This is a genomic window from Marinobacter sp. NFXS11, assembly GCF_040148675.1.
Lineage (GTDB): Bacteria > Pseudomonadota > Gammaproteobacteria > Pseudomonadales > Oleiphilaceae > Marinobacter.
The window spans coordinates 76,153-99,658 of record NZ_JAGDDV010000002.1; the positions used below are offsets into that span (position 1 = coordinate 76,153).

Genomic DNA, 23,506 nt, shown 5'->3' on the forward strand with positions numbered 1-23,506 from the left:
TTATAGCGACTGAAAAACCCGCTGGATAACGCACAAAAGTATTGATTAATTTTTGACCATTACCTATAAGGTATAAGGATATAACCACGAAGAATTGAAAGAGCAGTCCCACCGTCCGACGACAACCCTAAAAAGGAGACGGATAATGAAGCAGGAATCAGCGCTGATGCGCGGCCCGAATGACCCGGGCCTTCAGAACCCCTCCCGCCGCACTTTGCTACTTGGCAGTGCCGGCGCCATGGCCGCGGTAAGCGTGCTGGGATTTACGCCCCTTGCCAAAGCCGATGAACCAAAATCACTTCCTGATTACGCCGCCTGGAAAGAACGAAACGCCCTGATTGTTCACAGTGCAAACACGATGGAAACCCAACGTGGGGCAATCGGCAATGGCGTCATTACCTCAAGTGACCGCTTGTTCGTTCGTAATAACCTGCCCGCGCCACCAGCCTCGGTAACCGATAACCCGGATGCCTGGGAGGTGCGGATCGAGGGCGTGAAAAATCCCCGAACCCTGACGGTCGGCGACCTGAAACAGATGGGGGTCACCACCGTTGCCTCCGTATTGCAGTGTTCCGGTAACGGTCGCGCCTTCTTCCCCCATGGCGCGAGTGGTACCCAATGGTCTGTTGGCGCCGCGGGCTGCATCATGTGGACAGGTGTACCTCTGAAAGATGTTGTGGAGGCTCTTGGCGGCCCTGTTGACGGTGCACGGTACATCACCAGTACCGGCGGCGAGACACTTCCCGACGGCCTGGACCCGAAAACGATTATCGTGGAGCGTTCCGTTCCCACCCGCGCCATGGAAACCGCATTGCTGGCCTGGGAAATGAATGACGAGCCTCTGACCCACACTCACGGTGGCCCGTTAAGAATGGTTGTGCCGGGTTACTACGGCGTGAACAACGTGAAGTACGTCAAGAACCTTGCCTTCACCGAAAACCAGACTGACGCCAAGATCCAGGCTTCAGGCTACCGGGTTCGTGATGTCGGCGTGAAAGGCGCCCCGGATCAGCCTTCCATGTGGGAAATGAACGTCAAATCCTGGGTAACATCGCCCCTGGAAAGCGGTCATAGCGGTCGCAACATGATCTATGGCGTCGCTTTCGGTGGCACTGTTCCGCTCGAAAAAGTCGACGTTTCAGTGGATGGTGGTAAAACCTGGAAACAGGCTCGTTTCCTGGGACCGGACCTTGGTCCCTATGCCTGGAGGCCGTTTGTCCTGGCAGCGGATCTAGCGGCCGGAGAGCACCGGATTGTCAGCCGGGCGACCGACGTGCAGGGCAACACCCAGCCTGAGGGCCGGATCGAGAATGAACGCGGCTACGGCCACAATGGCTGGAGCGACCACGGAGTCACGGTTGCCATCAGTTGATCATTGGCGGAGCCGACCCGGGAGTACGGCGGCTCCGACCTATCCGGAAAGCAATGATATGAGAAAAACTGCAGTACTGGGCATCATCGCCCTGTTCGGACTGTCGCCCCTGACAATGGCCAGCGACCTTGAAGAAGGGAAACAGGTATTCACTCAGGACGCACAACCCGCCTGCACGATATGCCATACATTGGCAGACGCCGGTTCTGCAGGTGCCGTCGGCCCAAACCTGGATGAACTCAAACCCACCAGGGAACGGGTGGTCAATGCCGTAACCAGCGGGGTCGGTATCATGCCGGCGTTCAACGAGTCATTGTCTGAGGAACAGATTCAGGCGGTGGCACACTACGTGGCGACTGTGACAGGCGGCAGTAAATAAAGTTGGGGGCATTGCGCGCCCCCAATGTTCGTCTCAGGCGTTTTCCTGAAACACCATCGCGACAGAGTTCAGGCAATAGCGCTGCCCGCTTGGCGGCGGGCCATCAGGAAAGACATGGCCGAGATGGCTGTCACAACGGGGACAGCGGATTTCGGTGCGGGTCATCCCGAGACTCGTGTCCTCAATGTAGCGGATATGCTCCGGATCAAAGGGCTGGAAAAAGCTTGGCCAGCCGGTTCCCGAGTCAAACTTCGAGTCCGAGCTGAACAAAGGCAAATCACAGAGCCGGCAGTGGTAAACACCGGCTTTTTTGTTATCGAGCAAGGTTCCGCAAAACGGATGCTCGGTGCCATGGTCGAGCAGTACGCGCCGCTCTTCCGATGTCAGATCCGCAGCTTTCTCCTCAACCTGTGCTTCGTTTAGTGGTGTCAGGTCATAACCTGCAGCGGAAACTCCCATAGTCTGCCTCCTCAGGCGGTGCTGCCTGCGTCGTTGTCTGTAAATTCCGGCTTCAGGCGATCAGGATAACTGTCTACAAGCTTTTCCATTTTCGGGGCGGCCACGGCCATGATGTATGGCTGGTAGGGATTCCGGGCAGCAAAATTCTGGTGGTACTCTTCTGCCGGGTAAAATGCCTCCAGCGGCTCCAGCGTGGTCACTATCGGATCCGGGTACACTTCGGCCTGATTGAGCTGATGGATGTAGGCCTCGGCTACCCGCCGCTGTTCGGCAGTCTCGTAGAACACAGCCGAGCGGTACTGGGTGCCCCGGTCGTTGCCCTGGCGGTTCAACTGGGTGGGATCGTGAGCAACCGAGAAGAACACCTTTAGCAGTTCGCCAAAACTGACCCTGGCCGGATCATAGTGAACATCCACCACTTCTGCGTGGCCGGTAGTACCTGAGCATACGGCCTCATAATTGGCAGAGCTGGCGTGACCGCCAGCGTAACCGGACTCAACACTGGTTACGCCATCGATGGCCAGGAAAACGGCTTCCACACACCAGAAACAGCCGCCAGCCAGCACGACACGCTGTTCGCCCTCGGCCGCCGGCAGGTCCTGTTCAGGATCGGGAAAACGGCTACGGGGTACGTTGAGACCCGGGATACTGCAGGATGTCGTCATGGTAACCTCTGCGTTCGAATTATCTGCCTTTAACCGCTCGATTGTGGCTGGAAACCTGCTGATTTGCCAACCCGCGTGCCGGCTCAGGAAGAAAGGACTATATGTACGTTGATCAGGACAGCAGGATCACTCCAGCCAGCGCACTCAGCGGCGCCAGTACCCAGACCGGAACCCGCCAGACAGCGAGACAGACCCAAATGGCGAGCACGAGTGCCAGATCATGCGCACCATGGACGGCGGAGACCCAGACCGGATCGTAGAGAGCCGCCAGCAACAACCCCACCACGCCTGCATTCACGCCGGCCAGTGCTGACCGGGCGCAACGATGCTCCCGAAGCCAACTCCATAGGGGAAGACCGGCGAATACCAGCAGGGTTCCCGGCAGGAATACGGCCATTACGGCGATCACACCACCGAGAACACCGGCCTGTGAACCACCCAGAAATCCTGAAAAGGAAAACAGCGGTCCCGGCATAGCCTGGGCTACGCCATACCCCGCCAGGAAAGTGTCCGCCGGCATGGCAGCGGAGGCCACGAAGCCCTCCTGCAGCCAGGGCAGCACAACATGTCCGCCGCCAAACACCAGGGCACCGGCCCGGTACATTTCAGCGCCTATCCAGCCAAGACTGCCGGTGGCCTGAGGCAGGAACGAAACCAACAACAGAATCAAAAAGGCCCCTGCAAAAAGCGCAGGTTTCCGGGATTTCAGCGGCACATGCAGCGGCTCAGATGCCTCACCACTCCCCAACCCCAGAAAGGAACCAACAGCCCCGGCAATGACCAGCGCCAGTATCTGCATCCAGGTTTCGCCCATCACCAGAAGGCTCACCGCCACCAGCAAAGCCATAGCGATTCGGGGACGGTCCGGGCACAGGCTTTTTCCCATCTGCCAGACCACCTGGGCCACAACCGCCACCACAAACAGCTTGAGACCCTGTATCCAGCCGCCACTGCTGGCCTGTGGCCAGGCGTTCAACCCCAGCGCAAAACCAATCATGATCACCGCCGATGGCAGGGTGAAGCCCAACCACGCTGCGAGTGCGCCGCGGTAATGGCCGCGCAGGAACCCTATGGTTAAACCGACCTGGCTGGAAGCCGGTCCCGGCAGCAACTGGCAGAGGGCCACAACTTCTGCGTAGGCACTGTCTGAGAGCCACCGCCGACGTTTGACAAATTCATCGTGAAAGAATCCGAGATGCGCTGCCGGACCACCAAACGACGTCAGCCCCAGCCGAAGGAACAGCAGGAAAATCTGGCTGAACGACAGCCTGTCATCACTCGATGGTTCCGTCATAAAACTCCTGAGTCTGTTGCTCCGCTGGCTTAACCGTCAGTGTGTCATCAAACATGAACATTGTGTCGTTTTGGTTGCATACCTTCGAGGGCCATCCATAATGACAGACAGGGTTTGCCACTTAGTACATCGGCCATGCCCGGCTCGGCATATAAGGGAAGAAAAATGACGGCAAGGGCTCGTACACCGGAGAACCAGGATGAACTCCTGGAATACCGCCTGAGCCTGAGGCTCGGCCCTGTTCACGCCCGCCAGAGGCTCGGCATTGAACGGGAAGCTGAAGCGAAGGTATTCGGGCAGGATCACAGCTCATTCCATTTGGAAAACTGGGCCACGGCGCCCGGTTTTATCCGTACCTGTTTGCGCATGGTTGGCCTTTGGGGCCGCGGCCAGAGCAACAGCCGGCGCATGAACACCGTGCACAACCATTTCCAGCTTCCCGGCCTGCCGGAAGCCTTCGAGGGCTTTCGTATTCTGCACCTGACCGACCTGCACGTGGACATGGATGAAGCCAACCTGCAGGCAGTCCTGCGCCAGATCGAACCATTAGACTACGATCTGTGCGTGTTGACCGGCGACTACCGGAAACTCACGTGGGGCCCGATTGAGGACGCCCTGGACGGCATGGCGCGGCTGAGGGACGGTATAAAAAGCAAGCCCTATGCGGTTCTGGGTAACCACGACAGCGTTCGCATGGTACCGGCGTTGGAAGACATGGGTTACCAGCTGCTGATGAACGAAATGGCGCCCATTGAACGGGGAGGCCAGACCCTGTACCTCGCGGGTGTGGACGACGCCCACTTCTTCAAGGCCCACAACCTGCACCAGGCGGGGGACAACATCCCTGCGGGAGGAACCAGCATCCTGCTCAGCCATACGCCGGAGATCTGGCGCGAGGCTGCCCATGCCGGCTACGACGTCTTTCTCTGCGGCCACACTCACGGCGGCCAGATCTGCCTGCCAGGCGGTGTACCGGTGACTCTCGACTCTGACTGCCCGCGAACACTCGGTCGAGGCCACTGGCGGATGAACGGGATGCAGGGCTACACCTCACCGGGTTCCGGAACGTCCGTGGTAAACGTTCGCCTGAACTGTCCGCCGGAAGTAACCCTTCACACGCTGACCCGCGGGCCGGATTAATGGGGCTGCCGCCGGATCCCGAGACGGTAGAGCAGCGGTGAACCAAAAATGTTGGACAGGGTAAAAACCACCACCACAACCAACACCACCCACAGGCTCACCGGTAGCCACCACATTGCCAGCAGCATGGGCAGGAGGGCTTCCGGGATCTGATCCAGCCCGACAGCCCGGGCACTCGATGCCAACCCCATTCGACGCTTGATGAAGCTGCTCAGAAGATCTCCTCCCAGCCCCAGCAGGCCGAACAGAAGCCCGAAAAAGAATCCCAGCCCGGTAAACAGCGCAAAAAGCCCGCAAGCCAGTGCACCGGATACAACACCCCGCCAGGTTTTGCTTTCACCAAATAAGGGGCGGCCATCGGACAGCAGTCGACCGCCGTCCACCGGGGCCGACCAGCGGTTTTTCAGCAGCCCGGCGGCAACCACCGGCGTACCGTTCGCCAGCACCAGCATCACAAACAGCTCCAGGATGATCAGCAAGCGTTTGCGCCCCTCTGAAACGACCGATCAGGCGATACCGCCCCGGGTCAGCTTGAGCGGATCCATCAACTCCTCAAGCCGCTCCCGGCTCAGGCCGCTGCGTTCTTCCGCCACATCGATGACTGGCCGGCCCGTCTTATACGCCTCCTTGGCGATGTCTGCCGCCAGGCTGTAGCCGATCTCGGGATTAAGCGCTGTCACCAATACGGGATTCTTGCCCACACCTGCATTCAGGTTGTCGGCATTGACCGTGAAATCCTTGATCGCCTTGTCCGCCAGCATGATGGCCGCATTGGCGAGCAAATCGGTCATGTCCAGCAGGTTACCGCCCACCAGCGGGAGCATGACGTTGAGCTGGAAATTACCCGACTGACCGGCAATGGCCACGGCGCTGTCCAGCCCCATCACCTGGGCGCCGACCATGGCCACGGACTCCGGGATGACCGGATTGACCTTGCCCGGCATGATACTGCTGCCCGGTTGCAATGCCGGAAGACTGATTTCAGCCAGGCCGTGAATAGGGCCGCTGTTCATCCAGCGCAGATCGTTGGCGATCTTGGTAAGCACGATAGCTGCACCGCGCAATTGTGCGGAGAGGGCCACCGGGGCATCCACCGCGCTCTGGCCGGTGAATTTGTGATCAAGCGACGTAAAAGGATAGCCGGTATTGGCCCGCAGGAACTTGACGAACTGGCCCGAAAATTCCGGTAGCGCATTGATTCCGGTACCCACCGCCGTGCCGCCCTGGGGAACGGCCAACAGCTCATCAGCTGCGGCTTCTACGCGTTTTTCTACGGCCAGAAGCTGTTCGCGCCAGGTTTTCAACTCCTGGCCGAGGGTCACCGGCATGGCATCCATCAGGTGGGTGCGGCCGGTTTTTACCTGGCTGGAAAACGCCGCTTCCTGCTCGTAGATCACACCGCAGAGATGCGACAGCGCCGGCAGCAGCTTCTCCTTGGCTGCAATCACGGCACTCACGTGGATCGCCGTTGGAATCACGTCGTTCGAGCTCTGGCTCATGTTCACATGATCGTTCGGGTGCACCTCGAAGCCTGCGTTGCGGGCGATACTGGCGATCACCTCGTTGACATTCATATTGGTGCTGGTGCCGGAGCCGGTCTGGTAGCGGTCTACCGGAAACTGATCCGCGTACTCGCCCTTCACCAGATCTTCGCAAGCCTGGGAGATCGCATCCCGCAGATCGTTGTCGAGCAGCCCCAGGCTGGTGTTGGCCTCGGCGGCCGCGCGCTTGATCTGGGCAACGGCGGCAATAAACGGCTGAGGCATCGGCTGGCCACTGACCGGGAAGTTTTCCACCGCGCGCTGGGTTTGAGCGCCCCAGAGCGCATCCGCAGGTACCTGGACGTCCCCGAGGCTGTCGGTTTCCGTTCTGAATTCGCTCATATTCCCTCCTGTCCGTGCATTTGCACTGTGGGCTTCTTGGCGTGTACGCCAGGGGCCCGGCCATGGCTCAGCCGCCGCCCTGGGATCTGAGCCGGACATGGTCGCAGATGCCCGTAACCTGTTCAAAATTGAGGATCAGGGTATGAACGGTGTTGGTGTAGGTGTCGTGCAGGTGAAACTTGTAACGGTGCTGCTTTTCACCCTGCAGAAACGCATCGTACTCGCGGACCAGTTCACGCACATCCCCACCGGAATCCTTGCTCCAGGTCGCATTGAACGGACCCAGCACGGCGCCGCCAGCCAGACAGATGGTTACTTCGTGATTCGTCAGACCATTCTCAGGAACTGTCATGGTTATCTCCCTTTCGATGAGCCTCTGGTAAGTGTAGTCGCTCCTGACGCCAGGACAGTCCATAGTGCCAAGGCTGTCACAGAACCAGGTTTTCATTGCCGGCAAAGGCACTCCTGTAGGAAGTTCCTACACCGCTAAGCCACTGTTGTTGCTAATCTCTTCCCTACCCCATCAACAGGATACAGAGTAATCATGGCGACCAGCGGAGCGGCGGAGATCCTTCTCCGGTATGACGACGACGAGGACCGACAGCACTTCGAAACCTTGTTTGCCAGCGATTTCGTTATTCACGCGTTCGCCACTGACCAGGGGGCACTCGACTACCTGCCCTCGGCTGCCACCATACCCACCGCGATCGTTCTGCTTCCGAACCGCGCTGATGACTATCTTGAGTCGTCGCTACTGGCACAGGCCAGGGACCACCACCCCCGGATTCTGAAGATCCTCATAGGAGATGCCATTGCGCTGAACCTTCTCGTGAAACTGCTGGACCATCAGCTGGTCGATCGCTGCTTCGAACAGCCGGTCAATCCCGATGTTATCCGGTCGCACGTGCTCACAGCCGCGCTTACCCGCGAAGGACAAACCTTCTCTCCGGATACCAGCGAGGCCCACGAGGGCCCCAAACCGGCGATTCTGATTGTGGATGACGAACCGACTGCCACCCGTTATCTGTCGAGGCAGTTGGAGCGCATGCAGGACGAATTCCGCGTGCTGAGCGCCATCAGTGCAGAAGAGGCTCGGCTCGTACTGCAGAAAGACAGCGATGTCGCGGTGGTGATGACAGACCAGAGAATGCCCGGGATGCATGGCAAAGAGCTGCTGGACGAACTACGCCAGTCGCACCCGACCATTGTCCGAATTCTCACGTCAGCCTGGGGTGAGGTTGATGTGGCCATGGATGCGGTTAACGAGGGCCGGATCTTCCGCTATCAGAAGAAGCCATGGAACGCAGCCGAATTGCTGTCTCTCTTCCGCAAGGCTCTTGTCCAGCATCGCACCCTGGTCTCTGCAAGAGACCGCTCACGCTCAATCGCAGAACAACAGTTCGCGGAGCTTCGCCAGCAACGACGAGCCAGACTGCTTGAACATCTATCCGAGCGAGTCGACGGTTTTACCGGCGAACCGATCACTGCCGACTTTCTGGACGCCCTGGCAACTGTCCGCACACTTCCTGCCCAGCCACCCCATCTGCGCGCAAGCCGGGAAACCGCGCTTGAGCATGATCTTGTAAGAGACTTTGCCGGAATGGTGGGCAGACAGCTCAGCACCCTGCAGCCAGGCCACGTGCACGGCATCCAGAACCGGCAAGCCTTTGACCAGGCACTCGCGGACGCCTTGGAGAACCCGGCAGGCACGAGCGAAACACCAACACCATTGATGGCCCTTTGCCAGGCACTGGCAACCCTGATGAAGGCCTCCGGGCTGGAGCGCTCTGCTCTGGAATTGACCCGGGCCGAGAGCGGTCTCATGGTCACCAGCGCCAGCCCGCTTCACATGTACAGCCATCTGCTGGCGCCAATCACCCGTCTCTCCCGCCCCCTGCTGGAGCAGCAGAGCGCTCTTCTGATGCTCTTCGTAAGCACCCGACTGCTTGCTGGGGATATCGACGTGACCGGAGGCGACCAGTGTCTTCGATTGAGTCTCCATCTGCCGGCCAGGGCAGACTGATGGCGTCAGGTCAGCGCAGGCTCAGGTTGTACGTCACCATGGGGCAGCGACTGCTCCGTGACAGCCTGCTATTCCAGATCCTCTTGCACGATGAGGTCGAACTGGTTGGCGAATCGGAGACCGGAGTGGCAACGCTCAATCGGCTGAAGACGGCCACCCCTTCGGTACTGCTGATTGAGGAAAACCTGCAGGACAACGACGGGCTCACCATCGCCGAGCATGCATTGGCGGTGAATCCGTCATTGTCCGTGCTGCTGATATCGGACACGCCGGTCAGCAACGGGCGGATGGCGATCTATCTGGAAGCAGGCATCAAGGCCGTGGTATCCAAAGACCAGCCAGTACAGGAGTTGATCAAGACGCTGTTCTACATTCGAAACGGGCAGGTTTATGTCGGTAACTGGCAGCAGGAACCAGCACCGGCCGCCATGCTCGCCTACCAGGCCTTGTCCGGACGGGAGCGGGAAGTGGCACAGCTGATGGCCAGCCGGCTGCCGGTACGCGATATTGCAGGCAGGCTTGGCGTTTCCTGCAAGACGGTGCATTCCTACAAGGACCGGATTTTCGTGAAATTGGGCTTCGAGCGCCTGCCCGAGCTCATTCTCTTTATGCAACGACACCAACACGGAGCCGCCGAGTGAAACTGCTTTCCGGGATGGATCAGATCCGCCAGCTGCCCGCCTACCGACAGCGACGCTTCGAACGCTTCTACCACACCCAGTATCGGTACCGGGTGCTGCCACTGTTCGCCGACGTTTACCTGGTGATTGCCTTTATCGGTACCCTGCTGTTTCTCGGGGGCCTGGCCCTGAACCCGGATGCACCGGACGTATTCGGCATCTACCTCATCTACACCGCGATTCTGACCGGTCTGATCGCCGCTCACCGGTTCACGCGCCTGCGCCGGTCAGCGCCGATGATTGTCTACCTGGTGTTTTTCAACATGGCGGCGTTCAGCTACCTGGGATACATGACAACGGGCGCGACGCTCGCTCCCATCGTGGGCTTGTTCTTTTTCATCAGCTCCGTTGGCATCATTACCCTGTCCCTGTTCCACACCAGCGTGATTATCCTGATCAACCTGACACTGCTGGTACTCGCCACGTTCGTGGCGGTCGACAGCACTCAGGTAAGCGACACCCTGATCGGCATTCTGACCAACTGGCTGATTCTGATGTGTCTGGTGGTGGCGCCGCTGTCGGCCTGGTTCCTGTCGCAGTTCCTGCGCAATTTGCTGGCGCTTCAATTCCTGCTCCGGGACCGGAATCGACAACTTTCCCGCACTCTGGAAACCCTGAAATCAACGGAAGAAAGACTGGCCCAGGAACAGAAACATCAGGCCCTGAGCCATATGGCCAAGGGGCTGCTGCACGAGATCATGAACCCGTTGAACTGCGCCAGCCAGGCCGTGGATTTTGCCAACTCGGTGAACCGGAATTTCGAGGTCGCAGACGCGCTGACCGACGCCAGCACCCACCAGAAACGCATTGCCGATATTGTGTCTGACCTGATCGAGTTTTCCCGCCCCGTCCCTGAACACAACCTGGAAACGGCAGACCTCAGCAAACTGGTGACCACCGCCACCCGCTTCTGCCAGCATCAGCTACGAGGTGTCGAGCTTCAGACTGACATCCCGGCCGGGACGACCGTTCCCTGCTATCCATCTGCCCTGACCCAGGTGTTCGTAAACCTGCTGCTCAATGGCGTCTCTGCCGTCAGCAAAAACCGGCAGCCCGGCAAAATCGAGATAACGGCCGAAAGCGCTGACAGTGCCCATCGAATCGTAATTCGGGACAACGGCCAGGGCATCGCGCCAGACGATATCAAGCGGCTCACTGATCCGTTCTATTCCACCAGTGATACACCGGACAACCTGGGGCTGGGCCTCAGTATCTGTCAGACCATCATGCGCCATCACAAGGGCAACATGTCGATTACCAGCGAACCCGGCCAATGGACGCAGGTGACCCTCACGCTGCCTAGAACCGCAGCACAGCACGCAGGGTAACAGCGTCTCCGTCCGGCACGGCCATCAGGGTATTGCCGCGAATATCCGGCATCAGGTAATTCAGGCGCAGCTGGAACAACTCGCCCAGATACCAGGCAAGACCCAGCAGCGTCACACTCGCCTCGGCTCCCAGGTTACGGTCTCTCAGGTCCACAGCACTGTGTCGTGCGACCAGTTCCAGGGCGCCCGCCCGGTGCCGGGGCTCTATCCGGTCAAACTCACCCCGGTTGTAATAGCGCCGATCATCGGTCAGGAACACACCGGCCTGGAGGTAAGTGCCACCGAACTGCCAGCGTGACCCGTCGGTTCGCCGTACGTTCTGTGCCATGGCTTCCGCCACGAGGGTCAGACGATGATAAAGCCAGGCGACCTCGAGACCTGCCAGCCAGGCATCACCGGCCTCGAATCGTGGGCTGCGGATGACATTGTCGGCACTGAACACCTCCCCCTCATCCTTGATCTGAAAGCGGCTGTCGCCGAGATCACGATAAGAGGCGGCGGCTCCCAGATGCAGGGTCTGGCTTTCTGAACGAATGGGGGCACGGGTCAGTCTCGCGGTTATGGCGTGAGTGGAGCCACCATCGGGCTCATCGGTGAACAGACCCAGGGACCAGGTGCCGCGTTTGCGGTACTGCCCCGCCATAACACCGATGGAACGCCCCGGTGCGAACGCCGAGGTCACCAGCGAACGTTCGCTGGTGTTCAGGCTGGTGTAGCTGGCGAGGCGTTCCAGGCCAAAAGGCTCCTTGAAGCGCCCAATTTGAGCCTCGAAACGGCTCTCCCCGTCATACAGGAGATAGGCATCGCCCAGATCCAGCTCTTTCTTGTCACCTTCAATCTTATAGCTGCCATCCAGCTCTACCTCCCAGCGCTTTCCCAAGGCCAGTTCCAGTTCAAGTTTCGCATTTCTCAGGACGCCCCGGGTTGTGCTGCGCTCACCGTCTTCATCATAAAATGACTCGTAATGGTCGACACCGGCGGCGACGTAACCGCCCACTTCTGCTTCGACAGGAGAAGCCACAGCGAGCAGAGGCTGTACCATGAACGCCAGTGTCAGACCGATCACCAGCCACGCCCATTTCAGCTCAGCGAGCATGATCGGCCTCCTGACGGAAGTGCATACGCAGCATGGCGGTGTCCCTCAGATAGCTGACAGACACCACATCCACCCGAAACACATCCAGACCGGTGCGCTCACGAAGGTCCGCAATGAGCAGCTCCCGGCGATCCCGGTGGACGTTCTCGATCTTTTCGTACTCCACCTCTCTCTCGCTGTGGCGTGGCAAAAGCACACGGGTTTCGAGCACCAGCGCCAGAGCAATGACCAGCAGATTCAGGAACACCAGTTCCAGGTGGTGCATGTTGCCAACTGCTGCCAGCAGGGCCATGGCGATCACCAGAAACAGATAGGTCATCTCTTTTATGCCCAGGGCCTCGGTTCGGTACCGGAGCATCGAGAAAACGGCGAACAGACCGAAGGCAAAGCCCATGGTGACGGTGACCGAATGCAGCAATGCGGTCACCAGGAAAACGCCGACACCAAACAGAATGAACGAGGCGGCATTCTCCCGGTGACGGGAAAACGCGTAGTAGCAGCGAATCAGCACAAACACGGAGGCGGTATTGATCAAAAGCCGGATCGCAAAATGGACATCAACAGCAGATTCCATGAAGTCTCCTTAACAGCGGTTTGAAGCGATTGGTTTTGCATTCGTGGCCGAACAACAGGCTTGTGCCGATGCAGTATTTGCTGAACTGCACGGGGCGGCAGCCGAGCTGACCAAGACGTTCCAGGAAAGGGGAATACGGGACTTTGCGATCGTACTTGACCTCGAAAACGGCAATATCAGGCAGGCACAGACCGCTGCGGCGGTCGGCCGAGTAAAAACCCAGCCCTGTATCCACCGTAATGCGCTCGGTCCCCTGTGCGCTCATGAAGGTCATCCGGCGGTAGCCGACAAAAAGAGCCGGCAGCATCCCTGCCACCGGTCGGCCCAATTGCTCTTCAAGGAAAGGAACCACCCGGCTGTCTGCAACGGTTTGCGCTGTCAGCGGCAAACGGTTCTTGATGGTTCTGTCCCGGTTGTTCTTTTTCTTGACCTCCAGGAAGCTGTCCCCGGTTTCGCGGTAGTGCCGGATACGGAGCTTGAACCGGTTCAACTTGCCGTTGTGGTGATCCAGGTAAAGCTGGCGTTCCGGTGTATCGAAATACAGGGTGTCGTAGGTGAACCGCCGGCGCCCGTCGATCTCCAGGATGGAGTAATGGTGCTCCAATCCACGCAGACAGGCATCCAGCAGGTATGCGGGCACCAGAAACTTGGTGTCGACCCGATTCATCAAACGGGCCTGCATCTGTTCGGCCAGACAGTGCCCGCGGAATCCTTCCAGCGGGCTGGCGACAGCCATGTTCATCGAATCGCCGAATCGTATTCCAGGGTGGCGTTCAGGGTCAGTTCCACGTCGCCCTCACTGGCCCCGGATCCCGCCCCGATGACAGTAATACTGCCCTCTGCGCCAAGGGCCAGGGTGCGCACATCCCCGGGCTGGCTTTCATCCACCTCAATCAACAGAGCGTTGGTGGCAAAGCCATGGAACTCGTGTGTGCCCGGCACGTAATCGGATGCCTCGATAAACAGTTGCAGCACATAGGGCGTGAAGTTGTCGTTGATATCCGCGCCAATCAGCAGGAGGCTGATCACCGCCGGGTTTGATTCGCGATCAACCGAGTAAACCAGGCTGTCCACCTCGAAGGCGGCAAAAGTCAGGCTCGCGTTCACCGCCCGACCTCCGGGCAGCGTGAAGCGGAAGGCACCTGTGTCGGCACCGTCCTCGGACTTGATGGTGCCGGTCAGGCTGGTTGTCGCCGGCACGCTGCAATCCGGTTGCGTGTCCGCAAGCCGGTACACTTCCCCGAAGGGCGTTTCCTCGGCGATGGCCTGTTCAATAACAGCTCGGCGGGCAGGCCGGAAATCGTCATCACCGGCCACGCCACGGCCACCAATGAAGGCTTTCAGGCTGGCAGTCGCCTCCGCGCTGGTGCTGGTGAGCTCACGTATCCGCTCCACTTCCGCCAGCAAATCGGCCTCATCCCACTGGGTGGCCAGCAGGTCTTCAAGCTCGGCCTCATAGCGCGTCCTGTACTCGGGAATGTTGAAAAGCCGGTCGGCCAGCGAGAAGTTGCGGTACAGCACCCCCGTGAGCGGCTTCAGGGGATGCGCCCCACGAAACGCCGTATCAGCGCCCCAGGGAATAAAATGGAACAGGCCGTCTCCGGGGTCCCGATAGATGTGAAAATTGTTGGCGTTGCCAGTAGCGGAATCCCAGGCTCCTAACAATGTTTCCAGCGCCCAGAACCGGATAAATTCATCCACATCCACCAGCTGCGGCAATACATTCATCATCTGCTCATCGGGTAACGCCAGAGCATCGGTAACGGTCTGCAGGTCAGTCCGGTCGTTTTCTTTTTCGTTGGTCTTTTTCTCGAAACGCTCGCTCAGCCAGGTACCGAAGTCCGCCGTTTGGGCTTCGTACTGGTTACCGTCGTCGTCCCCGAATACCCGTGCCAGAAAGGGCTTCTTGATCGGCTCGACATTGGTAAACACACCCAGATCCTCGCCATTGACAGACACTCTGGCGTAATTGCATTTCGGCGCCGCGAGCCCGGCCTGCCGAAACTGGTCATAGGCCATGCACTGGCGGGCATTGGAGGGGTCCTGGCGGTTATTGTTCAGGGTCATCCGGGTCATGTTCTGATAAGTGCGACCAGGCCAGAGATCGTTAAAGTCCAGCTTGAGAGAGGGGATACTGGGGCTCAGGGAGCCCATGTAGCCCTTCTTGCGCACGATCACCCGGTCCATGCGGTCACCGTCGATGGTGACGCTGGCCGTGAATTCCGTGTATTCGAACTCGGGCACACATTCCCGGTCAGTGCTGGCCAGGGTTCGGGCTTCCGATTTCAGTTTGCTGAAATCGGCGGAGCTCATGGTGACCGACACATCAATCAGCCGTTCGGGATCATAGAGCTCGGCATCACCCCCGATATTCACGGGCTCCGCCGGGGGTTCGAAATCCGAGGGGCTGGACACCTCCGTCTCGCCGCCCCCACCGCCGCAACCGGCCAATAGCACAGCGCCGATCATTGCCAGCCACCAATGCCCAAATCCACTGCCGGCTTTCCGGCCAATCGTTGTTGTTTTCATCTGTTACTCCCTCAGATGTTTTGAAACCTGCCGGTATCGGAGACCGGTTGAGGGAGTATTTCGCGAAGCGCTTCAGAGTGTATGTAAGAAAGTCTTACATGACGGGCGAGAAGGGGTCAGGCCGAAGCAGAGGTCAGCAGGCTGGTCATCAGGGCCCTGAGCCGGTTCGGTTTCACCGGCTTGTTCAGTATTGGCAGGTACTGTGCGCGCAGTATCTTGCGGGTGTCGTCGCTACGATCTGCGGTAATGATGGCGGCGGGAATATCCCGACCAAGGTGGCGGCGAACCCCGTGAACTGCATCGTAACCGGTTCGCTCATTGTTCAGGTGATAGTCCGCAAGGATAAGGGCCGGTATCTGGCCGGTTTGCTCGAGAGCCTCCACGGCCTCTGCCTTGCTGGCGGCTGTGAGCACATCACAGCCCCAACGCTCCAGCAGCAACTGCATGCTCTCCAACACCGCCGGCTCGTTGTCGATCACCAGCACCGGCACACCGTCAAAGCCATCGGCGAAATTCTGGAGCGAATCTGTACGGGCCATATCCGGTCTGGCCTGAGCGGGTTCAAGCGGCAGGCTCAGCACGAAGCGGGAGCCACGACCGGGCCGTGATGACACATCAATGTCGTACCCCAGCACCCGAACCATCCGTTCCACGATGGCCAGCCCCAGGCCCACACCCTGCCGGCCGCCGGTGCCCTGGGGCAACAGCTGGTGAAACTCGGTGAAAATGTCCCGGAGCTTGTCTTCCTCGATGCCAACACCGGTGTCCCAGACTTCAATCCGCAGACGGTCGCCGCGGGATCTCAACGCCATGACAACACCGCCCTTGCGGGTGTACCGGAAGGCGTTGCTGAGCAGATTTCGGAGGATACGGGTCAGCATGCGCTGATCTGTCCGCACCATCGCCGGAATGGTGCGTACCCGGAACCCGAGGCCGGCATTGCTGGCAACGGCCTCGAACTCCTCCCCGAGGGATCTGGCCAGGGCGGCCACATCGGTGTAAACCAGATCAGGCTTCATTGCCTGCTGGTCGAGCTTGGAGATATCCAGCAGGTCCGCCAGCAGGTCTTCGGCGCCCTCCAGAGCCCGATGCACCTGGTGCACCATGCGGGTTTCCTGTTCCGGCAGCGTGCTGTCCTGGAGCGCGGATATCATCAGCCGGGCTGCATTCAGGGGCTGAAGCAGGTCATGGCTGGCCGCCGCGAGATATTTATCCTTGCTGCGGTTGGCCTCTTTGGCGGCCTCCATGGCAACAAAGAGCTCGCGCTCAACCTTCTCGCGCTCCTCGATCTGGTAGCGCAGGCCCACATTGGCATTCTGCAGTGCTTCGGTCCGCTCTTCCACGCGCCGCTCAAGGGTGGCGTTCAACTGCTCCAGTTTCTGCCGGGCCAACACTCGCTCGGTTATGTCGGCAACGAAGGCTTCCACTACTTCCGGTCCGAGGTCCGGGCGTCGCAGCAGGGTGACAGCAACGTGGACCGGCGTGCGATCAGCACGCTGGAAACGGGTTTCCCGGGCACTCAGACTGCCCTCGTCGAGAAGCTCCTGACGTATGGCATCGAATTCACTGGAACTGCAGAACAACTGTTCACGGAGCCGGATGACCTTTTCCGTGAGCGCCTCGGGGCTGTCATAACCGCAGATTCTCGCCATCGCCGGGTTGCAGGCCAGAAAGCCGCCCCGCAGGTTGGCCTGGAAGATACCGTGCAGCGCGTTCTCGAACAGCCATTTGTAGCGGTTGCGTTCCTGCTCCAGCTCGTCAATGCGTTCCTGCAGAGCCGGGTAATAGTTCTTGCGGACGGACTGGCTGCCCAGCCCGAGAAGATCGCCAATTCCGTAGCTACTGTCCTGTTCGCCATCCTTGATGTCAGAGGGCTTCTTCATAGACGACCTGGACATCCCGCAGCGACGACTTCCGGGGATTGGTGAGAATGCAGGGATCCTGCAACGCAAAGCCGGACAGGTGGGGAATATCGGACACCGAAACACCCAGCTGGGCAAGACGCGCCTCCAGACCGACCCGCCGCTTGAGCTCCACAATACGGTTCATCAGCCGCTTCTTGATTTCCGCTTTGTTCATACCCCGGGTATCGATATCCATGGCTTCGGCAACGCGGCGGAAACGGTCTTCCGCAGACTGGAAGTTGTAAGCCACCACGTGCTCCAGCAGCAGCGCATTACACAGACCATGAGGCAAATCCAGGAATCCGCCAAGACTGTGGGACATGGCGTGTACCGCCCCAAGAATCGCATTGGAGAAGGCCAGCCCCGCCTGCATGGACGCCAGCATGATCTGCTCCCGGAGATAGGGATCAGCGGTGTTGTCCACCAGCGGCTCCAGATTCCGGTTGATCAGCCGGATGGCTTCAAGCGCATGGGTATCCGTCAGCGGGCCGCTGCCCGTGGACACATAGGCCTCGATGGCGTGCACCAGGGCATCTACGCCGGTGCAGGCGGTGAGGTAGGCATCCATGGTTTCAGTGACTTCCGGATCAATCAGGGACACGTCCGGCACTACGGCCTTGCTGATGATCGAGAACTTGAACCGGCGGTTGGGGTCGGAAATGATCGCGAACTGGGACACATCCGCCGAAGTGCCTGCGGTGGTCGGAATCAGTATCAGGGGCGGTGACGGGTTGGTGATGGTGTCGACGCCCTCGAACTCCAGGATGCTGCGGCCATGAGTGGCGACGATACCGATGCCTTTGGCGCAGTCCATGGGGCTGCCGCCACCGATGGCGACAATGACATCACATTCGCTGGATTTGTAGAGCTCGGCCCCGGTCATTACCTCATCCACCTTGGGGTTCGGTGAAACACCGGTATAAACGGTCGAGCGGATACCTGCATCGGTCAGCAGCGTCACGATTTCATTGACCCAGCCGGCGGCTGCCACTCCCGGATCCGACACCAGGAAGACATGACGAGCACCGAAATTACTGGCGAAGTTGGCCACGGACTTCCGGGAGCCGGCACCAAACACAATTTCCGGTGAGACAAACTTTCGCAAGGAAGAGATATCGTGACTCATCAGACTGCACTCGACCGTTTGTTGTTATAGGAATAGCCGAGAGTTTAACTCAAGTTCTCCGCCTGTTCATTGGCCTTTTGGCTATGCTTTCGGTAGAAACTGAACATCCATTCGAGCATACCGGCCTGGTTGGCCTGGCGTCGGAAACCGTGACCCTCGTCTTCAAACCAGTGCAGCTCCGGAGCCCTGCCAGCCGCTTTCATGGCCTCTGTCATCGCACGAGTCTGCTCCGGCACCACCACACGATCCTGCCCGCCCTGGAAAAAGATCATGGGCGCGGTTATGCGATCGGCGTGTAACAGGGGCGTTCTCTCCTTCCACCGCTCGGGGTATTTTTCTGGCGAGCCCAGCAGCCAATCCAGATAACCGGATTCAAAGCGATGGGTCATGGCCCGTAAGCGCATGGGATCCGTCACGCCGAACATGCTGGCACCGGCGGTAAAACGCTGGCTTCGGATCATCGCCATCAGGGCCGTGTAACCCCCGGAACTACGTCCCTGGATAAACACCCTGCTGCCATCAGCCAGACCAAAGGAGGCCAGGTGGTCTGCCGCCCGTTCCATATCCGCGACATCCACTTCACCCCACCGACCTTCCAGGGCCAGGCGGAACTCACGACCGAAGCCGGTGCTGCCTCGATAGTTGATTTCAGCGACGGCGAATCCCCTCTGACACCAGTACTGAACCTGGGGATTGAACACCGGATAGGCCGCCGACGTCGGCCCTCCATGAGCAATCAGAATCAGTGGAGGAACGTCTGGCGTGGCCAGTTTGGGCGTGTAGAAAAACCCATGGATAGAGGCTTCGCCCGGGTTCAGGGTTGGAATTTCGATATCCAGCGGCAGTGCCGCCCTCGCCTCTGGCATGGCCTCCTCGCCCCCGGCAATGGTGCGGGCCTGTCCGGTCTGGAGATCAATTTGGAGGACGGCGTCGAGGCGGCTGGATGCACGGCCGATGCAGTAGAGATGCTCACCAGCCGACTGCAGACAACGGAAGTCGCCAAAATCCCGGGCAACCCGGATTGCGTCACCGGTTTGGCCGGAGCTGAGCCAGAGTTCACCCGTGCCATTACAATAACGAACCCGGGCCCAACCGCCCCTGCCTGTTGGGCAGTGGTGGGATTCGCCCAACTGCCAGGGGGCATTGGCATGATCCCGGGCGGGTGAATCGCTGGCGTGCCAGTTGCCCTCGCCCGACGTATCAATACGCCAGGGTTGCCACCAACCCTCGTGGTCGGACAAAACCCAGAGTTGGTTGCTATCGAACACCGGCTGCTGTACCGACGCTTCAGACGGAGTGGGCCATTCCCGGCCTTGATCCAGCAATCCATCTTCAGAGCAATTTGCGGTCCACAGCCGTGAACGCAGCCAGGGCATATCCGGCAACTGCCAGCTGGTCCAGGCAACCTGATTGCCATCGCCCGAGACCGCCGGCGCGCTGTAAAAATCCAGGCCGGAATGAAGCACCGAACGCTCGCCCAGCATGGAGACAGCAACCAGTTGCTGCTTGCCCTCTGCTTCCCGTACCGCGAGCACCCGTTGACGGGACTGGTCAGCGACCAGCCCACCATAGGCCGCCCCGGGGTCATCGGTCAGGCTGTGGCACTGGCCGTCGGCCAGACTGACAAACCGAATCTGTTGATCCTCGCCAACCACGAACACACCGCTGTCGGCAGCCGCCAGGGCGCCACCACCGTAGCCATTTACCCGGCTGCGGATGCCAAGATCATCAGGTCCAAGGCGAACAGGCCCCTGATCGGAAAGGTGCCAGAGCGTATTGCAGCCGCGTGCCGGATCCGTCTCCAGCCAGCACACACCCGCCGGGGACACCGCAAGTTCCCCACGCTGGACATGCGCCGAGCAGGCCTCGTAGGCACTCAGTACCGTTTTGTCGTGGTGATGGCCGACCAGTGCAGGATTGCTGGCGGAGTTGTTAACCCCGGAAGAAAAGCCGTGAATTATCCGCATTTCGATATACCAGTTCAGTCAGGCCGGCCGTGGCATGATCGGCAGCTTTCCTCGCTGCCAGTATTCGATCATGATACGACGATTTGCTGCATACTGGATCTGCGTTATCCGCGTTGCCCGTCAAAAGATAGGCCTGACAGCGACAGCCACCGAAGTCTTTCTCCTTCTCATCGCAGGAACGACAAGGCTCCGGCATCCAGCTGTCGCCGCGGTAGTGGTTGAACCCCGGGCTGTCGTACCAGATGTTTTGCAGATCCATGTCTCGGACATTCGGAAAATCGATCGGCAGGAGCCGTGCGCTGTGGCACGGCAGTGCGGTGCCATCCGGGGCCACAGTCAGGAACAGATTCCCCCAGCCGTTCATACAGGCTTTCGGGCGCTCTTCGTAATAGTCCGGTGTCACAAAGATCAGCTTCATGGCCGAACCGGATTGCTGCAGCCGTTCCCGGTACCGGTTCACTTCCTGCTCTGCCTTCACCAGCTGTGCTTTGGAAGGCATCAACCCTTCCCGGTTTTCGAAGGCCCAGCCGTAATACTGGCAGGTGGCCAGCTCGACGTAGTCCGCCCCCAGGCGCTCGCACAAATCCATGATGTCGTTCATCTGGTGGATGTTGTGGCGGTGGATCACGAAGTTGAGCACCATGGGATAGCCGGCTTCCTTCACCGCCCGGGCCATGGCTAGCTTCTGGTCAAAGGCCTTTCGGGAGCCGGCCACGGCGTTGTTCAGTTCCGGATCGGACGCCTGAAAGCTCACCTGGATATGATCCAGCCCCGCCTCGGCAAAGGCATCCACCTTGGCCTCCGTCAGGCCCAGCCCTGAAGTAATCAGGTTGGTGTAATACCCCAGGTGCCGCGCCTCGGCGATTAGCTCCGCCAGGTCCTGGCGGACCAGGGGCTCGCCGCCGGAAAAACCCAGTTGCGCCGCCCCCATCTTGCGGCCCTGTCGAAGCACACTCACCCACTCCTCGGTGGTCAGCTCCTGTTGGGTTTGCGCAAAGTCCAGCGGATTGGAGCAATAAGGGCATTGCAGCGGGCAGCGATAGGTCAGCTCTGCCAGCAGCCACAGGGGTGGCCCGGCGTTGTGGGGGTTGGTCGTGCTCATGACAGTTCAATCCAGTGTTGGTGCCGGGCGTCCTGCAAAAATTCGCTGACGTCCTTGCCAAGCGGGCCGGCGTCGGGGAACTGCTGCTCCAGACTGGCGACGATGTCGGCCACGGTACGCTGACCGTCCACCTCGTTGAGAATGGCGCCGGCACTGCCGTTGAGCTTCACCATCCCTTCCGGATACAGCAGCACATAACTTTCCTGGGCCGGCTCCCACTGGAACCGGAATCCTCGCCGAAAACGCGGTACTTCGTGCATACCCACCTCCATTACAGTCCCCGGTGCCAGACCTGTTCGTCGGTCACGGTGTGGTACGGCGGGGTGCGGTGGCTGTAGGCCATGGTCATGGCATCCAGCATGGTCCAGAGGATGTCCAGCTTGAACTGAAGAATCTCCAGGGCCCGGGCCTGCTGTGCCTCTGTGGTGAAGTGGTCGATGGTAATGGTCAGGCCATGTTCCACGTCTCTTCTGGCTTCGGACAGACGCTTGCGGAAGTAGCTGTAGCCGCTCTCTTCAATCCACGGATAGTGGGCGGGCCAGCTGTCCAGTCGGGACTGGTGGATTTCCGGGGCAAACAGCTCGGTCAGTGACGAACAGGCCGCCTCCTGCCAGGTCGCCCGGCGGGCGAAGTTCAGGTAGGCGTCCACGGCAAAGCGTACCCCGGGCAGCACGTGGCGTTGATCAATCACCTCTTCCCGGCTCAGGCCAACCGCCTCGGCCAGGGACAACCAGGCTTCGATGCCGCCGACATCCCCGTCGTGGCCATCGTGGTCCAGAATCCGCTGCAGCCAGAGCCGGCGCACACCAGCGTCCGGGCAGTTGGTCATGATGGCGGAGTCTTTCTGGGGAATCTTGATCTGGTAGTAGTACCGGTTGGCCACCCAGCCGCGGATCTGTTCGGGCGTGCACTGTCCGCCGTACATGGCTTTATGGTACGGGTGGTGGATGTGGTAGTAATGGCCCTTGGCGCGCAGGGCCTGCTCGAAATCCGTCCGGTTCATGGCGGTGTTGGCTTTGGCGTTCATGGCTGCCCCGACAGGTCGATGTGCATTCCGTCCCAGGACACCTCGATGCCGTGGCGGGTCAGCTCCGCCCGCTCCGGGGAGTCCTCGTTCAGGATCGGATTGGTGTTGTTGATGTGTATCAGGATCTTACGCTGGGCCGGCATGGCGTCGAGCACCTCGATCATGCCACCGTGGCCACTCTGGGCCAGATGACCCATGGCCTGGCCGGTCTTGGTGCCTACTTCCTGGCGGATCATCTCGTCGTCGTGCCAGACGGTCCCGTCCACCATCAGCACGTCGGCCCGGCGCATCCAGCCGAGAATACGGTCGTCCGGTTCGCCCAGGCCCGGGGCATAAAGCACGGTCTGACCGGTGCGGGTGTCTTTCAGGAACAGGCCAATGTTATCGCCCGGGTGCGGGTTGTCCCGGCGCGGTGAATACGGTGGTGCGTTGCTCAGCAGCGGAATGGCGGTCAGCTCGATGGACGGTGCGCAGGGAATGGTAAAAGGCGTCTGCTCGGATGCCTCGATGCGCTGCCAGTTCAGGCCACCGTTCCAGTGCGTGAGCATCGTGAACAGCGGAAAACCACCGCTGAGGTCTTCATGCACCTGTTCGGTACACCAGACGTCCATCGGAAGACCCTCGCGCAGGGACAGCAGGCCGGTGGTGTGGTCCACCTGGCTGTCCATCAGCACAATGGCATCAATGCCGGTATCCCTCAGAGCACGTGCCGGCTGCATCGCTTCGAAGGAAGCCAACTGGGCGCGAATGTCGGGGGAGGCGTTAAACAGGACCCAGTGCTCGCCGTCTTCACTGATGGCGATGGAAGACTGGGTACGGGCCCGGGCGTTCAGGGTGCCCTTGCGGAAGCCGTCGCAGTTGGCGCAGTTACAGTTCCACTGAGGAAAGCCACCGCCGGCGGCGGAGCCCAGAACGTGAATCAACATAGTGGGTCACTCCACAAGCAAAACGGCCAGCT

General features: G+C 59.8%; 23 protein-coding genes. 6 read left to right on the forward strand and 17 right to left on the reverse strand.

Features of this window, described 5'->3' with window-relative positions; genetic code table 11:
• Window positions 1-145: 145 nt before the first annotated feature.
• Window positions 146-1,372 carry a SorT family sulfite dehydrogenase catalytic subunit gene (gene sorT / locus J3362_RS09465; RefSeq protein WP_349519331.1) on the forward strand — a complete coding sequence of 409 codons (1,227 nt, stop codon included), beginning with the start codon at window positions 146-148 and terminating at the stop codon, window positions 1,370-1,372.
• Between the two features lie 58 nt (window positions 1,373-1,430).
• Window positions 1,431-1,751, forward strand: coding sequence for a SorU family sulfite dehydrogenase c-type cytochrome subunit (sorU, locus tag J3362_RS09470; RefSeq protein ID WP_349519332.1), 321 nt, complete (start codon window positions 1,431-1,433; stop codon window positions 1,749-1,751).
• Window positions 1,752-1,784: 33 nt separating this feature from the next.
• Here the strand turns inward: sorU and msrB are convergent, their stop codons facing one another.
• The 3 genes from msrB to chrA all read right to left on the reverse strand — a co-directional run bounded on the left by msrB (window position 1,785) and on the right by chrA (window position 4,169).
• Window positions 1,785-2,210: a peptide-methionine (R)-S-oxide reductase MsrB gene (gene msrB, locus J3362_RS09475; RefSeq protein ID WP_349519333.1), complete on the reverse strand. Its 426-nt coding sequence runs from the start codon at window positions 2,208-2,210 to the stop codon at window positions 1,785-1,787.
• 11 nt (window positions 2,211-2,221) lie between these two features.
• Window positions 2,222-2,875 carry a peptide-methionine (S)-S-oxide reductase MsrA gene (msrA, locus tag J3362_RS09480; RefSeq protein WP_008171069.1) on the reverse strand — a complete coding sequence of 218 codons (654 nt, stop codon included), beginning with the start codon at window positions 2,873-2,875 and terminating at the stop codon, window positions 2,222-2,224.
• A gap of 112 nt (window positions 2,876-2,987) precedes the next feature.
• Window positions 2,988-4,169, reverse strand: a complete 1,182-nt coding sequence (gene chrA / locus J3362_RS09485; protein ID WP_349519334.1) for a chromate efflux transporter — start codon at window positions 4,167-4,169, stop codon at window positions 2,988-2,990.
• Window positions 4,170-4,334: 165 nt separating this feature from the next.
• Between chrA and J3362_RS09490 the strand changes: the two genes are divergently transcribed.
• Window positions 4,335-5,309 (forward strand): metallophosphoesterase, encoded by a 975-nt coding sequence (locus J3362_RS09490; RefSeq protein ID WP_349519335.1) that lies wholly within the window; start codon window positions 4,335-4,337, stop codon window positions 5,307-5,309.
• On the opposite strand, the gene J3362_RS09495 is transcribed toward J3362_RS09490, so the two are convergent.
• The 3 genes from J3362_RS09495 to J3362_RS09505 form a co-directional block, all read right to left on the reverse strand.
• Window positions 5,306-5,788: a CDP-archaeol synthase gene (locus J3362_RS09495; RefSeq protein WP_349519336.1), complete on the reverse strand. Its 483-nt coding sequence runs from the start codon at window positions 5,786-5,788 to the stop codon at window positions 5,306-5,308. The genes J3362_RS09490 and J3362_RS09495 overlap by 4 nt on opposite strands.
• A gap of 27 nt (window positions 5,789-5,815) precedes the next feature.
• The gene (locus J3362_RS09500) at window positions 5,816-7,192 is read right to left on the reverse strand and encodes a class II fumarate hydratase (RefSeq protein WP_349519337.1); all 1,377 of its coding nucleotides are present in this window, start codon (window positions 7,190-7,192) and stop codon (window positions 5,816-5,818) included.
• 67 nt (window positions 7,193-7,259) lie between these two features.
• The gene (locus tag J3362_RS09505; RefSeq protein WP_008171059.1) at window positions 7,260-7,544 is read right to left on the reverse strand and encodes a hypothetical protein; all 285 of its coding nucleotides are present in this window, start codon (window positions 7,542-7,544) and stop codon (window positions 7,260-7,262) included.
• Window positions 7,545-7,736: 192 nt separating this feature from the next.
• Here J3362_RS09505 and J3362_RS09510 point away from each other — a divergent pair, with 192 nt between their 5' ends.
• The 3 genes from J3362_RS09510 to J3362_RS09520 are packed head-to-tail and all read left to right on the forward strand — an operon-like array spanning window position 7,737 to window position 11,223.
• A complete protein-coding gene (locus J3362_RS09510) occupies window positions 7,737-9,215 on the forward strand; it encodes a response regulator (RefSeq protein WP_349519339.1) in 1,479 nt (492 codons plus the stop codon).
• On the forward strand, window positions 9,215-9,856 hold the full coding sequence (locus tag J3362_RS09515; RefSeq protein ID WP_349519340.1) for a helix-turn-helix transcriptional regulator: 642 nt from the start codon (window positions 9,215-9,217) through the stop codon (window positions 9,854-9,856). The genes J3362_RS09510 and J3362_RS09515 overlap by 1 nt, the downstream gene beginning before the upstream one ends.
• Window positions 9,853-11,223: a sensor histidine kinase gene (locus J3362_RS09520; RefSeq protein WP_349519341.1), complete on the forward strand. Its 1,371-nt coding sequence runs from the start codon at window positions 9,853-9,855 to the stop codon at window positions 11,221-11,223. Before J3362_RS09515 ends, J3362_RS09520 begins: the two co-directional genes overlap by 4 nt.
• Here J3362_RS09520 and J3362_RS09525 read toward each other — a convergent pair.
• The 11 genes from J3362_RS09525 to pqqB form a co-directional block, all read right to left on the reverse strand.
• Window positions 11,195-12,319, reverse strand: coding sequence for an OprO/OprP family phosphate-selective porin (locus J3362_RS09525; protein WP_349519342.1), 1,125 nt, complete (start codon window positions 12,317-12,319; stop codon window positions 11,195-11,197). The two genes, J3362_RS09520 and J3362_RS09525, sit on opposite strands and share 29 nt — an antisense overlap.
• Window positions 12,309-12,893 (reverse strand): DUF4956 domain-containing protein, encoded by a 585-nt coding sequence (locus tag J3362_RS09530; protein ID WP_349519343.1) that lies wholly within the window; start codon window positions 12,891-12,893, stop codon window positions 12,309-12,311. Before J3362_RS09530 ends, J3362_RS09525 begins: the two co-directional genes overlap by 11 nt.
• Window positions 12,877-13,635: a polyphosphate polymerase domain-containing protein gene (locus J3362_RS09535; protein ID WP_349519344.1), complete on the reverse strand. Its 759-nt coding sequence runs from the start codon at window positions 13,633-13,635 to the stop codon at window positions 12,877-12,879. The genes J3362_RS09530 and J3362_RS09535 overlap by 17 nt, the downstream gene beginning before the upstream one ends.
• On the reverse strand, window positions 13,632-15,422 hold the full coding sequence (locus J3362_RS09540) for a CotH kinase family protein (RefSeq protein ID WP_349519345.1): 1,791 nt from the start codon (window positions 15,420-15,422) through the stop codon (window positions 13,632-13,634). The genes J3362_RS09535 and J3362_RS09540 overlap by 4 nt, the downstream gene beginning before the upstream one ends.
• A 116-nt stretch (window positions 15,423-15,538) precedes the next feature.
• A complete protein-coding gene (locus J3362_RS09545; protein WP_349519346.1) occupies window positions 15,539-17,305 on the reverse strand; it encodes a PAS domain-containing hybrid sensor histidine kinase/response regulator in 1,767 nt (588 codons plus the stop codon).
• Window positions 17,289-18,452 (reverse strand): alcohol dehydrogenase-like regulatory protein ErcA, encoded by a 1,164-nt coding sequence (ercA, locus tag J3362_RS09550; RefSeq protein ID WP_349519347.1) that lies wholly within the window; start codon window positions 18,450-18,452, stop codon window positions 17,289-17,291. Before ercA ends, J3362_RS09545 begins: the two co-directional genes overlap by 17 nt.
• Before the next feature lie 44 nt (window positions 18,453-18,496).
• On the reverse strand, window positions 18,497-20,419 hold the full coding sequence (locus tag J3362_RS09555; RefSeq protein WP_349519348.1) for an alpha/beta hydrolase family protein: 1,923 nt from the start codon (window positions 20,417-20,419) through the stop codon (window positions 18,497-18,499).
• Window positions 20,385-21,521 carry a pyrroloquinoline quinone biosynthesis protein PqqE gene (gene pqqE / locus J3362_RS09560; protein WP_349519349.1) on the reverse strand — a complete coding sequence of 379 codons (1,137 nt, stop codon included), beginning with the start codon at window positions 21,519-21,521 and terminating at the stop codon, window positions 20,385-20,387. Before pqqE ends, J3362_RS09555 begins: the two co-directional genes overlap by 35 nt.
• Window positions 21,518-21,793, reverse strand: a complete 276-nt coding sequence (gene pqqD, locus J3362_RS09565; protein WP_053113097.1) for a pyrroloquinoline quinone biosynthesis peptide chaperone PqqD — start codon at window positions 21,791-21,793, stop codon at window positions 21,518-21,520. Before pqqD ends, pqqE begins: the two co-directional genes overlap by 4 nt.
• Complete coding sequence (pqqC, locus tag J3362_RS09570) at window positions 21,793-22,548, reverse strand: pyrroloquinoline-quinone synthase PqqC (RefSeq protein ID WP_349519350.1); 756 nt, start codon at window positions 22,546-22,548, stop codon at window positions 21,793-21,795. The genes pqqD and pqqC overlap by 1 nt, the downstream gene beginning before the upstream one ends.
• Complete coding sequence (gene pqqB / locus J3362_RS09575; RefSeq protein WP_349519351.1) at window positions 22,545-23,474, reverse strand: pyrroloquinoline quinone biosynthesis protein PqqB; 930 nt, start codon at window positions 23,472-23,474, stop codon at window positions 22,545-22,547. Before pqqB ends, pqqC begins: the two co-directional genes overlap by 4 nt.
• Window positions 23,475-23,506 lie beyond the last annotated feature (32 nt).

What these genes read in the sequence shown, in the direction of transcription:
- pqqB (WP_349519351.1), bottom strand. Translation starts at nt 23,474, where the DNA reads ATGTTGATTCACGTTCTGGGCTCCGCCGCCGGCGGTGGCTTTCCTCAG.
- J3362_RS09510 (WP_349519339.1), top strand. Translation starts at nt 7,737, where the DNA reads ATGGCGACCAGCGGAGCGGCGGAGATCCTTCTCCGGTATGACGACGAC.
- J3362_RS09535 (WP_349519344.1), bottom strand. Translation starts at nt 13,635, where the DNA reads ATGAACATGGCTGTCGCCAGCCCGCTGGAAGGATTCCGCGGGCACTGT.
- J3362_RS09545 (WP_349519346.1), bottom strand. Translation starts at nt 17,305, where the DNA reads ATGAAGAAGCCCTCTGACATCAAGGATGGCGAACAGGACAGTAGCTAC.
- pqqC (WP_349519350.1), bottom strand. Translation starts at nt 22,548, where the DNA reads ATGAACGCCAAAGCCAACACCGCCATGAACCGGACGGATTTCGAGCAG.
- J3362_RS09540 (WP_349519345.1), bottom strand. Translation starts at nt 15,422, where the DNA reads ATGAAAACAACAACGATTGGCCGGAAAGCCGGCAGTGGATTTGGGCAT.
- J3362_RS09515 (WP_349519340.1), top strand. Translation starts at nt 9,215, where the DNA reads ATGGCGTCAGGTCAGCGCAGGCTCAGGTTGTACGTCACCATGGGGCAG.
- msrB (WP_349519333.1), bottom strand. Translation starts at nt 2,210, where the DNA reads ATGGGAGTTTCCGCTGCAGGTTATGACCTGACACCACTAAACGAAGCA.
- ercA (WP_349519347.1), bottom strand. Translation starts at nt 18,452, where the DNA reads ATGAGTCACGATATCTCTTCCTTGCGAAAGTTTGTCTCACCGGAAATT.
- msrA (WP_008171069.1), bottom strand. Translation starts at nt 2,875, where the DNA reads ATGACGACATCCTGCAGTATCCCGGGTCTCAACGTACCCCGTAGCCGT.
- J3362_RS09530 (WP_349519343.1), bottom strand. Translation starts at nt 12,893, where the DNA reads ATGGAATCTGCTGTTGATGTCCATTTTGCGATCCGGCTTTTGATCAAT.
- J3362_RS09490 (WP_349519335.1), top strand. Translation starts at nt 4,335, where the DNA reads ATGACGGCAAGGGCTCGTACACCGGAGAACCAGGATGAACTCCTGGAA.
- sorU (WP_349519332.1), top strand. Translation starts at nt 1,431, where the DNA reads ATGAGAAAAACTGCAGTACTGGGCATCATCGCCCTGTTCGGACTGTCG.
- chrA (WP_349519334.1), bottom strand. Translation starts at nt 4,169, where the DNA reads ATGACGGAACCATCGAGTGATGACAGGCTGTCGTTCAGCCAGATTTTC.
- J3362_RS09505 (WP_008171059.1), bottom strand. Translation starts at nt 7,544, where the DNA reads ATGACAGTTCCTGAGAATGGTCTGACGAATCACGAAGTAACCATCTGT.
- pqqD (WP_053113097.1), bottom strand. Translation starts at nt 21,793, where the DNA reads ATGGAGGTGGGTATGCACGAAGTACCGCGTTTTCGGCGAGGATTCCGG.
- J3362_RS09500 (WP_349519337.1), bottom strand. Translation starts at nt 7,192, where the DNA reads ATGAGCGAATTCAGAACGGAAACCGACAGCCTCGGGGACGTCCAGGTA.
- J3362_RS09525 (WP_349519342.1), bottom strand. Translation starts at nt 12,319, where the DNA reads ATGCTCGCTGAGCTGAAATGGGCGTGGCTGGTGATCGGTCTGACACTG.
- pqqE (WP_349519349.1), bottom strand. Translation starts at nt 21,521, where the DNA reads ATGAGCACGACCAACCCCCACAACGCCGGGCCACCCCTGTGGCTGCTG.
- J3362_RS09555 (WP_349519348.1), bottom strand. Translation starts at nt 20,419, where the DNA reads ATGCGGATAATTCACGGCTTTTCTTCCGGGGTTAACAACTCCGCCAGC.
- sorT (WP_349519331.1), top strand. Translation starts at nt 146, where the DNA reads ATGAAGCAGGAATCAGCGCTGATGCGCGGCCCGAATGACCCGGGCCTT.